The following is a 13,405-nucleotide window of genomic DNA, read 5'->3' as shown; positions in this document are numbered from 1 at the left end:
GTTCCAGATGCTAAGTGTTCCAGATGCGGGGCACGACAGCGTCGCGTCCCAGCATGGCGGGGCGCAGCAACTGCCAGGCGGCCAGCATGATGCGGCGTGCAGCCTCGCTGTCGCCGCACAGCAGGCGCACCACCACCAGTGACTTCATGTGCGTGGCGCCAAACGCGGCGCCGGCCGGCACGGCGATCCCGCGCACGGCCGCCAGCACGGCGGCAGAAATGGGTGTGCCGATGGCGATCAGGGTGGCGCACACGGTGTGTCCCCCCAGGCCCAGCGGGCTGGCCATCAGCGCGCCGCCGGCCGCCAGCACGCCCTGCTCCCACCACAGCAGCTTGCCGCCGCGGCGGATCCGCACCTGCTGGCTGATGCTGCCCGTATTGAAAATTTCGCCCGAGGCGCTGCGCCCCAGGCAGACGATGTCGCAGCCGATGTAGCTGGCGTCCGGCGCCAGCTCCACCTCGTGGCGCAGGCGCACGCAGGCCTGGTCGAAGAAGATGCTTTCCTGCGGCAGCCACTCGATGGCGGCGCCGCTACCGGCGCGCAGCACGATGTGCTGGCCCGAGACATGGCCGTTGGCGCGGTACCATTTGGCGGCGCCCGGCGAAGTGAGCAAGGCGCGCGCGCCCTCGCCCAGCGTGGCGTCGACGGCCAACTGGTCGCCGCCCACGACGCCGCCCGGTGGATGGATGATGATGGCGTGGCAGACGGCGTCGCCTTCCGGGTACAGGGGCTTTTGCACGCGCAGGGGGCCGCTGTGCGTGCGCTCGACGAGGCGGCTGACGCCATCGTGCAGCGCAAAGCCCAGGCGCAAATGCGCCTGCCAGGCGCTGTGGGCGCTGGCTGGTAAAGGCGTGACGGGACGGGTGCTGTCTGGCATGCGGGGCAATCGCGTAAATAAGCGATTACCTAAGCAGGATATATGCCAGCGTCAGGGGAAGGAAAAGTGAGAATCATGCACCGCGCTGCAGCGGATGCACCGGCATGGTGCATTGGCCGCACCGCAGTGCATGCCTCCTACGCTACGGCCAGCGTACGCCGTTCACGCAGCAAGGCCGTGAAGGCTTCGGCGGCCAGGGGGCGGCTGAAGTAATAGCCCTGCATTTCGTCGCAGCCGTGCTCCGTCAGGAAGTCGACCTGTGCGCGCGTTTCCACGCCTTCGGCGATGACGCGCATGTCGAGGTTGTGCGCCAGCGAGATGACGGAGCGGGCGATGGCCGCGTCGCTGCTGCTGGTGGTGACGTCGTCGACGAAGGATTTGTCGATCTTCAGCACGTCGATGGGAAAACGCTTCAGGTAGCCGAGGCTGGAATAGCCGGTGCCGAAGTCGTCGAGCGAAATGCCCACGCCGATATCCTTCAGGCGAGTGAGGGCCGCCACCGCCTTGTCCGGGTCGCCCATCACCGTGCTTTCCGTGATCTCGATGCCGAGGCAGGCGGGCGCGATGCCGTATTTGCGCAAGGCCGCCTCGACGAACGGCACCGTGCGGTCCTGCGCGAACTGCTTGCCGGACAGGTTGACGGCCACCTTGACGCTGCCCAGGCCCGCATCGTGCCAGGCGCGGATTTGCGCGCACACGCTTTCCAGCACCCATTCGCCGATGGCTGTGATCAAGCCGTATTCCTCGGCCAGCGCGATGAACAGGCCGGGCGGCACCTTGCCCAGCACCGGATTATCCCAGCGCAGCAGGGCTTCCGCGCCCAACAAGGCGCCCGTGCGCAAGCACATCTGCGGCTGGTAGTGCACTTCGAATTCATCGCGGCCGATGGCGCCGCGCAGCTGCTGCTGCATCGCCAGGCGGGCGCGGATATCGCTGCCCATGCGCTCCGTGAAGAAGGCGTAATGGTCGCGCCCCATTTCCTTGGCGCGCACCAGGGCCGTATCGGCGTGGCGCAGCACGTCGTCGAGGCTGTCGCCGTCGGCCGGGCACATGGCGATGCCGATGCTGGTCGTCAGCGCCAGGCGCTCGCCATCGACGCTGAGCTCTTCGCGCAAGCCGGCCAGGATCGTTTGCGCCAGGCCCAGGGTGCGCCCCAGCAGGGCGTCGTCCTGCAGCAGGATCTGGAATTCGTCGCCGCCCTGGCGCACCACCGTGTCACCCTCGCGCACGCAGCCTGACAGGAAACGCGCCACCACTTGCAGCGCCTTGTCGCCCACGGCCTGGCCGTGCGAATCGTTGATGTTCTTGAAGCGGTCCAGGTCGAGGCACATCAGCACCACCTGCTGGCCGTCGCGCTGCGCGTTCGCGCGCGCCTGTTCGAAGCGCTCGCGCAGCAGCACGCGGTTCGGCAAACCCGTCAGCGCGTCGTGGTAGGAGAGGAAATCGATCAGATGCTGCTCGGCCTTGCGCTCGCTGATGTCGAGGAAGACGCCGATGTAGTTGACGACGGCGCCGTCCGGGCCATGCACGGTGGAGACGCTGAGCAGACAGGGATAGGTGTCGCCGCTCTTGCGCCGCGTCTGCACCTCGCCCGACCAGCAGCCGCTGCTGCGCAAGCCCTGGCGCAGGGCCAGCAGCACAGCTTCGCCCGTGTATTCGGCGTGCAGGCGCATGATGTCCGTGCCCACCACTTCCTGCGCCGCGTAGCCGGTGATGCGGGTAAAGGCGGGATTGGCCGTGACGATGACGCCGGCCGCATCGGTGATCAGGATGGCGTCCTGGGTCGCTTCGAAGACCTGGCCCGACAGGCGCAGCAATTCTTCATTGGCGCGGCGGATCTGCACTTCGCGCGCCAGGGTGCTGGCCACTTGCTCCAGTTCAGCCGTGCGTTCGGCCACCCTGCGTTCCAGGTTGGCGCGCTCCTGCGCCAGCTGCAGCTGCGCCCGCGCCAGGCGCACGTGGGCGTCGGTGCGGGCCAGGATTTCCTCGGCCTGGAAGGGCTTGGCGATGAAATCGACGGCGCCCAGCGCGAAGCCGCGCACCTTGTCGTCCGTATCGTACTGGGCCGACAGGAAGATCACCGGCACCTGGCGCAGCGACGGTATCTCCTTCAGGCGGCGACACACTTCAAAGCCGTCGAGGCCCGGCATGCGCACGTCGAGCAGGATCAGCTCCGGCGGACGCGCCTGGGCCGTCCACAGGGCCAGTTCGCCGTTTGGCGCCTGGCGCACGGCATAACCGGCGCCGCCCAGCAAATCGCTCAACAGTTTCAGTGAAGCCGGCGTATCTTCAACGATCAGTACTTCGCCCTTCGAGTTCACTTCCGAAAAATCGCGGTGCATGTAGCAGTTCTCTCAGCTTTGGATGAGGCGCGGCGATCGGTTGCCGCGCTGGACAAGACATTTCTTTGCGATGAACTACGTACTATCATCATAATCTTTATTGCAATTTAGCACCATCCATCGGCGCCACTTAGTCCGTCTTTTCAGCGAATCCGATGTTGTCAGCCCACACTTTTCAAGCGGGCGCCAGCGCGCCCTCACTCTCCAGCAAGTCGCACAGCTGGCGGTACTGATGCTGGTCAAGCATGGCTTGCAGCGGCGCCAGCACGGGCGCCGCTGCAGGCGGCAAGGCGCCCAGCAGCAGGGCCACCTTGGCCAGGTTCAATTCGCGCAACGCCACCAGCAAGGCCGCGCGCTCGTCCCCGGCCAGCAGCAGCAAGTCCTGCGCCCGCAGTGCCGGCGGCGCCTCGGGCGCCGGCGCCACTGGCAACGGCACGGACACCTGCACGGGCGCCTCGGCCGCCTGCGCGGGTATGCTGAAACGGAAGGTGGCGCCCTGCCCCGGCGTCGATTCGACCGTCAGTTCGCCTTTCATCAATTGCACGAATTCGCGCGAGATGGCCAGGCCCAGGCCCGTGCCATCCTTCGGTCCCGCACTGTCGGCCTGCACGAAGGGCTCGAAAATGCGCTGCTGGTCTTCCGGGGCGATGCCGATGCCCGTGTCGCTGACGGCGAACGACAGCATCCATAGCCCGCCATCGCGACGCTCGCCACGCACGCGCAAGGCGATCTCGCCGCCGCCGGCGAACTTGACGGCGTTCGACATCAGGTTCAGCAGCACCTGGCGCAGGCGCGTCGCGTCGAGCACCACGGCCGCCGGCAAGCCCGCGCAATCGAGGCGCAGGGCCAGCCCCTGCTGCTCGGCGCGCATGCCCAGCATGTCCATCACTTCCTGCAGCAGGGGCGCCAGCGCCACCACGGCCGTTTGCGCATGCAGGCGCCCCGCCTCGCCCTTCGACAGGTCGAGGATTTCATTGATCAGGGTAAGCAAATGATTGCCGGAGCGGTGGATGATGGCCAGGTTGCGCTTTTCATCGTCCTGCATGTTGGGCGAGGCGGCCATCAGGCGCGAAAAGCCGATCACGGAATTCAAGGGCGTGCGCAGTTCATGGCTCATGTTCGCCAGGAAGGTGCTCTTGGCGCGGTTCGCCGCCTGCGCCTGGCTGACGGCCACCGACAGGGCGCTGGTGCGCTCGGCCACCAGTTCTTCCAGATGATGGCGGTGGCGCAGCAGTTCCAGTTCGGCCTCGCGGTGCGCCGTGATGTCGTAGTTCGAGCCCACCAGGCGCATGGGCTGGCCCCGCCCGTCGCGGAAGATCACGGCATCGGCCTTGATGTAGCGGATGGCGCCATCGGGCCACAGGATGCGGTACTCGTGCGTGAAAGCCTGGCCGGCGCCCAGCGCGGCGCGCAGGGCCTCTTTCGCGGCCGGCACGTCGTCCGGCACCAGCGCCGCGCGCCAGATCGCCGCCGGCGCAACCGTGCTGTCGGCATCGGCCTTGAACTGCGCGTACATCTGTTCGTCCCACTGCAAGGCATCGTTGATGACGTTCCAGTCCCAGATGCCGATGCTGGCCGCGCCGGTGGCCATCTGCACGCGCTCCTCGCTGCGCTGCAAGGCGCGGTAACGGCTGTCGAGCAGCGCCACCATGTCGCGGATGGAGCGGTACAAGGTGCGCAGTTCGCCCAGGAACCACGCTTTCGGCGGCGTGCCGAATGCTTCTCCCTGCCCCGCCTGGACGCCGGCCGCATACTGGCCGATCGCCTTCAGGGGCTTGAGCATCAGACACCACATGAGCAGCCAGATGCTGGCCACCAGGATCACGTCGAGCGCCACGATCATGGCGCCGATGCCCAGCGCGCGCTGCCGCAGCTGCGCATGCAGCAGCGCCGGCGTCGCATACACGGCCACGCTGCCGATGACTTGTCCGCCCATCGTCACGGGGCGCCGCTGCACCAGCCAGCCCGGTTCGGCGGACAGCGAGGAAAAGCTGTCGATGGCGCCGCTCGCGGTGCGGCGCAGGACCAGCGCCTCCTTGCCGATGCCCGGCGTCAGGGAACTGGCCACCAGGTCGCGCTTGCCCAGCATGCTGCGCATGATGGCCTGCATCTGCTTTTCATCGAGATTCCACAAGGGCAGTTCGATGGCCACGGCCAGCTGGTCCGCGCTCACGGCCAGGCTGCGATGCAGCTGCTGCCAGCGCTGCTCGCGTTCGGACTGGTAAAACAGCACGGCAAACACCAGCAGCAGCGCGGTGACGACGAAGGTCAAGGCCACGCTGACGGCCAGCACGATGGACACGCCGCCCAGGCGCGCGCCTCTGGATGCCTGCATCGTCATGCGTCTTCGCCCTGCGGCTCGCTGGCCAGCTGCGCCAGCAGGGCGCACAGCGGCTGGTACTGATGCTGTTCCAGCATGGCGCCGACATGCGCGGCCAGCTGCGGCAGGCTGGTCGCCACGCCGGCCAGCACGATGGCGCTGCGTCGCAAGTCGAGGGCTTGCACGGATTCGAGCAGCGCCTGCCGCTCGTCCGCGCCCAGCTGGCCCAGCGACTGCCGCAGGTCAAAGGCGACGGACGGCACGCGCGGCGGCATGGCGCCGGTGCGCTGGAAGCGCACGCCCAGTTGCTGCTCCAGTATGGCGAACAGGTGTTCCTGCTCGATCGGCTTGCGCAGGAAGCCGTCGGCGCCGGCCGCCAGCGCCTCCTGCTTTTCTTCCTCGAAGGCGGAAGCGGTCATGATCACCAGGCGCGGCTGCACCAGCGCCGGCTGCGCGCGCAGCCAGCGCGTCAGCGCCAGGCCGTCCATGTCCGGCATGCGCCAGTCGCTGAGCACGATGTCGTAGCGCTGCACCGCCAGCATGGCTTGCGCCTGCACGCCACCCGCCGCTTCCTGCAGCTGGAAGCCCAGCGGCGCCAGCAAGCCGGCCAGCAGCTTGCGGCAGTTGTCGTCATCGTCGACCAGCAGCACCGTGCGCCCGCGCTGGCCCGGCGGCAGGCGCGCCACGCGGCCCGGCGCCAGCGGCGCGGCGGCAGGGCATTGCACGCAGGGCGCGCGCAAGTCGAAGTGGAACACGGAGCCCGCCCCCAGGGTCGATTCGACGCGCAGCTCGCCGCCCATCAGGCGCACGAATTCGCGCGAAATGGTCAGCCCCAGTCCCGTGCCGGCCTGCGCCACGGCGCTGTCGGCCTGCACGAACGGTTCAAAGATGCGTTCCAGGTCGTCTTGCGCGATGCCGCTGCCCGTATCGCGCACGGCAAACGCCAGCGCCACTTGCCCGTCGCCGTCCGCCTGGCACGCCAGCGACAGGGTCACGCTGCCCTGCTCGATGAACTTGAGCGCGTTCGACAGCAAATTGAGCAGCACCTGGCGCAGCTTGGCGCCATCGAGGCGCACCAGCGGCGGCACGCCGGAACGTTCGAGTCGCAGCGCGATGCCCTGGTCGCCCGAACGCATGCGCACCATTTCGAGCACCTCGTCAAGCAAGCCGTTCAAGTCGACGGGACCCGCCTGCAGCTGCATGCGGCCCGCCTCGATTTTCGACAATTCCAGGATATCGTTGATCAAGGTCAGCAAATGGTGGCCGGCGCGGTTGATGATGGCCAGGTTATGCTTTTCTTCCTCGAACATGCTGCTCGAATCGGCCATCATCTGCGAAAAGCCGATCACGGAATTCAAGGGCGTGCGCAATTCGTGGCTCATGTTGGCGAGAAAAACGCTTTTCGCGCGGTTCGCCGATTCGGCCTCGGTGACGGCCACCGACAGGGCCGCCGTGCGCTGCTGCACCAGTTCTTCCAGGTGGTCGCGGTAGCCGAGCAGCTCCTGCTCGCTGTGCTTGCGCTCGGAAATGTCGACGATGCCGCTGCGCACCAGGCGCCGCCCTTCCATCGGCAAGCGCACCAGCCGCACTTCGCAGGGGAAGATGCTGCCGTCGGCGCGCCGCACATTGCGTTCAACGAGGATCGGTTCACCGAGCATGGCGCGGCGCAGATGCTCTTCCATCATCAGTCCCAGCGGCAGGCCATCGGGCTGTTCGCCCGTGTACAGGTCGAACGGTCCACGCGCCAGCAGCGCTTCGCGCGACATGCCCAGCATGCGCTGCGCGCTGCTGTTGGCATCGATGAAGCGGTCCAGGTCCAGGTCATACACGACGATGGCTTCCGGCGCATGTTCGACGAGGATGCGGAAGCGCTGCTCGCTTTCGCGCGCGTCGCTCTCGGCGCGGCGCAGGCGGCGGCGCTGCAGCAGCAGGGCGCTCAGCATGCACGCCATGGCGAGAAACACGGCGCCAACCGACAGCACGGCGACGCGGTGTTCGTGCCACAGCTGCGGCGGGCGGTTGAAGAACAGGGTGTGCGGCGGCAGCCGGCTGAAGTCCGCATCCCAGCGCTGCAGCTGTTCCCAGTCATACATGGGCACCGGACGGACCGGCGGCAGCAAGGCGCCCGGCGCGACAGGCGCCTTGCCGGCCAGCACGGCCAGCGACATCTGCGCCACCTGCTGCGCGGCGCCTTCGATGTGCAGGATGGAGCCGCCGATGATGCCTTTTCCCACGTTCGTGTTGTACATGCCGAAGGCGGGCACATTCGCCAGCCGCGCCAGTTCGCCGGCAAACTGCACCGGCGTGGCGATGGCGCCGTCCACGTCGCGGTTGACGTTACCCGCCACCAGCAGCGTATCGGCGGGCAGGTGCGCCACGGCCACGCGCATCTGCGCCAGGGTCAGGTCATCGAGATAGCGCATGGCCACCTTGCCCTGCCACGCCTGCGCCGCCTGCTGCATGCCGCGCTTCAAGGCCTGGTCGGCCTCGCTGGCGCCGACGGCCATGACGATGGTTTTCGTTTCCGGGAACAGCGCCATCGCTTGCGCCAGGGTGCCGGGAAAATCGACATTCGCCTTTTGCTGCCAGATGGCCAGCGGGCTGCCGGCAGGCAAGGTCTTGCCAGAGGTGTTAATCGCCAGCACGGGCACGCCGCGCGCCAGCGGCGCCAGGTCGGACAGCAAAAAATCGAGCGCCGGCTGCTGCATGGCGATGATCAGGTCGGCCTTGCGCCCCATCATCTGTGTGTATCTTAAAAGCAACAAATCCCGCATCTCGTTGCGCAGCGCCGGGTCGCCCTGGGTGTTCAGGTTCAGGTGCTCGACCATGATGTCTTCGCTGGCCAGGCCTGCGGCGGCCATGGCGGCCACATAGGTGCGCGTGTACGATTCCACGCCGGCGCGGCCGTAATCGTAAGCGTTGAGAAACAGCACGCGTTGACCCTGGTGCGGCGCCGCAGTGATCGTGGCCGTGGCCGGCGTCGCAGCCGGTACGGCGGCAGGGGCCGCGGCAACACACAACGCCAGCAGCAATGCGCGGCCGCAGCGGCGCACCGCTGCCCTGCCCATCCCGCCGCCAGGCACATCACGCATCATTCGCCATGCCCATGCTCACTCTCGCTGTCACCATGTTTCAACCAGGCGCCGACTGCTCAGCCACCGACACTTACAAAAACATGATAACGTCAACTGCAGGGGCAAGTCTATTGCTTAGGGCAATCTTTTGACAAGAAACCCGCTCGCAACACCCACCATCATTGCGCGGCGGCGCCACTGATACCGAACAGTTCCAGCTTCAGCCCTTTTATCCCGGATGGCACATAAATCGCAATCGCCTGGGCCTTGATCATGCTGTCATAAATACTGCCTTTGTTGTCGATCGAAAAGTAATACGTATTGGGCCGCACCGGCACTTCTGAAGGAACCTGGGCCATATGGCGCAACTCGGCCCCCGGAAGTGCCCGGCCAAGCAATAGTTCGATATTGTCCGGAGAGGATATTTTGAACTGCAACGGCACCGTGGCAACCAGTTCCAGCGCCGGCATATCGGCGTTGACAGCAAGACAGAGTTCGGTCTGGCGGTCAATCCGCTTGGCATCGAGCAAGCCGTGATAGTGGGTGTTCTGTTGCGTGTCGTTGGACAGTGCAATCGGGAAGTAACGCGACAGCAGCACCGTATCGATCAGGTCGCGAATGATGCCATCGAGCTTGCCGAAACCGGGAGCCGCGTCGTCGTGACAATACGCCGGCAAGTCGCTCAGTGTGTATTTTTTCGAAAACGTCATCAAGCCACCGGCCAATGCCATCAGTTTTTCAAACAAATACACGGGGTGGTGGCGCCGGTAACTGGCGCAATGACTGAGCGTGGCGCTGGCCGTGCTCAAGGTGTTGAGCATCCAGAACGAGGAGACATCCCCGCCATGAAATTCCACCGTATTTTTGCCGGGCTGACGGTGGCGGCTGTATAGCGCCTCGATTTTCGCGCCCATGCGGTCGATCAGCGACTCGAGCATTTTCTGCAGCGAAGGCTCGGCGCTGACGCTCAGGCCCGGCGCAATGAAGGAGGCATCGATTTCAAAGCCGCCATTGCCGGCGCGGTACAAACGGATCACCGGAATGGCAAGATAGTCATTCAGGGGATCCAGTTGCGACAGCAGATACACGCGTTTCTTCAGGTAAGCCACGTCGATGCTCACTGCCTCGCTGTACAGATCCGGGGTTTCGATATCCGCCTGGACATAGCGCGCGCCGGCAGCGCTCACATTGCCGCCGTGTGCCTGCAGCGCGGGCAGCGCGGCATAAAACGTAAAACTATGTTCGCTGGAAGGCAGCTTGGACAGGTCAACCGCACCGGGCAAGACATCGCCAAGCGGCGCGTCAAACAGTTCGCCATCCTGAAAGACGAGCGACATGGCGTCCGCCCGCAGGCTATTGTTGGCCAGTGCATCCGCATTCCAGCTGACGCCATGCACGCCCCATAAATGTGGATTGATGAGTGAGGCCAGACGTTGCAGGCGCGCTTCATGGTAGCGGTCCAGCTGCTGGAATTGCTGGGGGCCGATGGCCAGCCCCTCGGACCACAGTAATTTGGATGGCAATGTCATGGCGTTCTCCATATTGACCGTTGGAATCATGCTGCCTTGCCAGTCTGATGTTGCCAGCTTGAAAGTCCTTGATGTTGCGCAGCAACCCTGCTCAATTATTGCGCAAACGCAATTTACCTTGGAGCAAACGCTCGGATACTGGCCATTCCGCGTGAAGACACAGGAAAGATCGAGATGGAGGACTTGCTGCCGTATTTCGAACGCGAGCTGGTGATGCTGCGGCGACATTGCCGTGAGTTTGCCGAACGCTATCCGAGAATCGCCGGCAAATTGCACATGTCCGGCGAGTCTTGCGAAGATCCGCACGTCGAACACTTGATCGAATCGGTGGCCATGCTGGCGGCACGCATCTCGAAACGGCTCGATGACGACTATCCGCAATTTACCGAAGCCTTGTTCGAAGCCCTGTTCCCGCATTATCTGCGTCCATTTCCATCGTGCACCATCGTGCACCAGTGCGCCCCAGCGGCTGGAACGGGTGTAGCGCACCTGCCGGCCGGCAGCGAAATGGACGCCACGCCTGTGCGCGGCGTGCGCTGCCGCTTCAAGACGGTCTACGCCATGACGACAGGCGCATCGGTACTGGAAAGCACGGTTTTCGATGCGATGATCAAGCCGCCGCCAGGCGTGCGCCTGCCCGTATCAGCCAGTTCCTCGCTGAACATCGGCATCCGGCATCTTGACGCGGCGCCCGCGTCACTGCGCGTTTTCATCGATGGCGAAGCTTCTTTTTCCGCCGCCTTGCGCGATGCCTTGTTCCTGCATGCAGTCTGCGCTTTTGTGTCCATCGACGCGGTGCAATGGATGGCGTTACCCGCCGTGCCGTTGACGCCCGTCGGCTTCGCCGACACGGATGCCTTGATACCTTTCGGTGCCCGCTCGCAGCCGGCCTACCGCATCCTGAGCGAATATTTTGCGTATCCGGAAAAATTCAATTTCTTCGACATCGATATCGCGGCGCTGGGTGCGGCCCTGCCGCCTGGTTGCCAGCGCTTTACCCTGCATCTGTGCATGGCCGGTTTGCGGCCCGATTGCGCTGCGGCGCGCATGCTGTCCAGCATTTCCAGCGACAACTTGAGGCTGGGCTGCAGTCCTGCCGTCAATCTCTTCCGCCAGGAAGGCGTGCCGATCGCCGTCACCCAGCAGAAAACCGACTACTCCGTGCTGGCCCATGCTACCCATGCCCATGGCTACGAAGTCGTCACTGTCGATGCGGTGCGTTTGCTGCGCCAACGTGGAGGCGAAAGCACGCTGACCGAATTTCGCCCACTGTACAGCCTGCGCCATGGCGAAGGGACGGCGCAACAAGGACACTACTGGGTCGTGCGCCACGACATGGCTTTGGCCATCAACAGTCCTGGCCACGAAAAGAAAATCACGCTGGTCGACAGCGACTTCAATCCCTTGATCAACGAAAAAGCCAGCTTGTCGCTGTCGCTGACGTGCAGCAACCGCGACCTTCCGCTGTCGCTCAAATACGGCCAGCCGCAAGGAGACTTGCAACCGTGCGGCGGCGGACCCGCACTGCACATGCTGCGACGCCCCAGCCAGCCGCGACGCTTTTCACAGGGCGCGGGCCTGCACTGGCGCCTGATTTCGCACCTGACACTGAATCATCACGCGCTGGTCCAGGATGGTCTGCCGGCGCTGCGTGAAATGCTGACGCTGTATGATCAGTCTCAATCGGCAAGCTCGCAACGCCAGATCGGCGGCATCGTCGCGCTGGCGCATTCGCCGACCACGACATGGCTGCGGCACAAGCGCGGCACCTCGCTGGCGCATGGCGTGGAAGTGCGCATCACGCTTGACGAGGAGGCGTTCGTCGGCACCAGCATGCACCTGTTTGTGCAGGTGATCGATCACTTCCTTGGGCTGTATGTGCAAATCAACAGTTTCATCGAACTGGTGGTGCTGTCAGGGCAAAGCGGAGAGGAGCTGATCCGATGCAAACCAAGAAGCGGCCTGCAGAATCTGGTGTAATGCATCACTTGCTGGCCGAGCCCTACCGCTACCAGTTCGTGCAGGCGGTGCGTATTCTGCTGTGCTGGCTACGTAGCCAGAACGTGTCCCATGTGCAAGCCTTCGGCCAGGTGTTGCGCTTCAAGAACAGCGTGTCTTTGAGTTTTCCCGCCAGTGAAATCGAACAGCTCTCGCTCGACGAGAATGAACAGCTGATCCTGATACCCAGGTTCATGCGTTTTCTGGGCGTCGGCGGCACCTTGCCCTTGCACCACTCGGAGCGCATCGCCGCCTACCGCTTGTCGAGCAAAGACGCTGGCGTCTCGGCCTTCCTCGATATCTTTTCGCACCGCATGCTCACGCTGTATTACCAGGCGTGGGAAAAGTATCGGCTGGAATCCACGCTGCAGACCCAGGCCACGGATGTACAACTGCCTTTGCTGACGGCACTGGCCGGCGTGCGGCGCGCTGCGCTGCCGCCGGGCGGCGAAGCTGATGCCGTGACGCAGGACGTCGCGGCCTGGTACGCGGGCCTGCTGCGCTGCCGCCCCGTCTCCGCGCAGGCGATTGGACCCGTGCTGGCCGAATACTGCGGCGTCCCCGTCACCGTGCAGCAATTTGTCGGTGGCTGGGACTATCTGGAAAGAAACCGCCGCAGCCTGCTCGGCAGCGTCAACTTTACCCTGGCGCGCGGCGCAACGCTTGGCCTGCGGCTGTGGCGCCAGGACATGCGCGTCTGCCTGCATATCGGCCCGCTCGATCCCGCTGGCCTGCAACGCTTCCTGCCGCGCAGCGCAGGCGCGGCGGCGCTGGCAAAGATGCTGGCGCTGTTTGGCGTACCGGACTTGCAATATGAAGTGCGGCTGATACTGAGTCCGCCATGTATTACCCCCCTGCTCCTGAGCGCCACCCCGTCAGAAAGACGGCGCCTGGGCTGGACGACGTTCTTGCAGACAGCACAAAACAAGGTCCGCGGCGCGGAAGTGCGTTATCTGCTGCAGCTGGCTTGAGCAGTTCATCCCTGGAAAGCGAGGCAAGCATGAAACATGCGGGACGCGGCGTCATCCGGCTTGGAGACGCAACCGATCACGGCGGCAAGGTCACCAGCGCATCGTCCGGTACTACCGTGATGGGGAAGACGGCGGCGCTGGCCGATGACACCACGTTCTGCCCCAAGTGCAAGGGCAACTTTGCCATCACGCCCGATGGCGCCGGCGCAAAACACATGGGCAAGCCCTACGCCTATGACGGCGATGCCACCGCCTGTGGCGCTCATCTGATCACATCGCTTTAACGGAGGCAGG

The 13,405-nt window shown here is 64.8% G+C and carries 8 protein-coding genes; 3 read left to right on the top strand and 5 right to left on the bottom strand.

The window, feature by feature from the left end; translation table 11 throughout:
* Positions 1 to 10: 10 nt before the first annotated feature.
* From HWE17_RS08935 to tssK, 5 genes are all read right to left on the bottom strand, one after another.
* A complete protein-coding gene (locus HWE17_RS08935; protein WP_176388526.1) occupies positions 11 to 877 on the bottom strand; it encodes an urease accessory protein UreD in 867 nt (288 codons plus the stop codon).
* Between the two features lie 137 nt (positions 878 to 1,014).
* Positions 1,015 to 3,219 (bottom strand): GGDEF domain-containing response regulator, encoded by a 2,205-nt coding sequence (locus HWE17_RS08930; protein WP_176388525.1) that lies wholly within the window; start codon positions 3,217 to 3,219, stop codon positions 1,015 to 1,017.
* A 175-nt stretch (positions 3,220 to 3,394) separates the two neighbouring features.
* Entirely contained in the window at positions 3,395 to 5,554 is a 2,160-nt protein-coding gene (locus tag HWE17_RS08925; RefSeq protein WP_255206169.1) for a HAMP domain-containing sensor histidine kinase, read from the bottom strand.
* Between the two features lie 2 nt (positions 5,555 to 5,556).
* Positions 5,557 to 8,634, bottom strand: coding sequence for a PAS domain-containing hybrid sensor histidine kinase/response regulator (locus tag HWE17_RS08920; protein ID WP_176388523.1), 3,078 nt, complete (start codon positions 8,632 to 8,634; stop codon positions 5,557 to 5,559).
* Between the two features lie 158 nt (positions 8,635 to 8,792).
* The gene (gene tssK, locus HWE17_RS08915) at positions 8,793 to 10,370 is read right to left on the bottom strand and encodes a type VI secretion system baseplate subunit TssK (RefSeq protein ID WP_369681715.1); all 1,578 of its coding nucleotides are present in this window, start codon (positions 10,368 to 10,370) and stop codon (positions 8,793 to 8,795) included.
* On the opposite strand from tssK, the gene tssF reads away from it, so the two are divergent.
* Genes tssF through HWE17_RS08900 form a run of 3 tightly spaced genes read left to right on the top strand, consistent with a single transcriptional unit; the run spans position 10,317 to position 13,395 of the window.
* On the top strand, positions 10,317 to 12,122 hold the full coding sequence (tssF, locus tag HWE17_RS08910) for a type VI secretion system baseplate subunit TssF (protein WP_176388522.1): 1,806 nt from the start codon (positions 10,317 to 10,319) through the stop codon (positions 12,120 to 12,122). The genes tssK and tssF overlap by 54 nt on opposite strands.
* On the top strand, positions 12,122 to 13,111 hold the full coding sequence (tssG, locus tag HWE17_RS08905) for a type VI secretion system baseplate subunit TssG (protein WP_176388521.1): 990 nt from the start codon (positions 12,122 to 12,124) through the stop codon (positions 13,109 to 13,111). The genes tssF and tssG overlap by 1 nt, the downstream gene beginning before the upstream one ends.
* A gap of 29 nt (positions 13,112 to 13,140) precedes the next feature.
* On the top strand, positions 13,141 to 13,395 hold the full coding sequence (locus HWE17_RS08900) for a PAAR domain-containing protein (RefSeq protein WP_176388538.1): 255 nt from the start codon (positions 13,141 to 13,143) through the stop codon (positions 13,393 to 13,395).
* The last annotated feature ends 10 nt before the right edge of the window (positions 13,396 to 13,405 follow it).

Origin of the sequence: Janthinobacterium sp. BJB401, from assembly GCF_013372745.1 — a bacterium.
Lineage (GTDB): Bacteria > Pseudomonadota > Gammaproteobacteria > Burkholderiales > Burkholderiaceae_D > Janthinobacterium > Janthinobacterium rivuli.
Note: the sequence above shows the minus strand (reverse complement) of the source record. Positions and strands in the feature narration are given on the sequence as shown.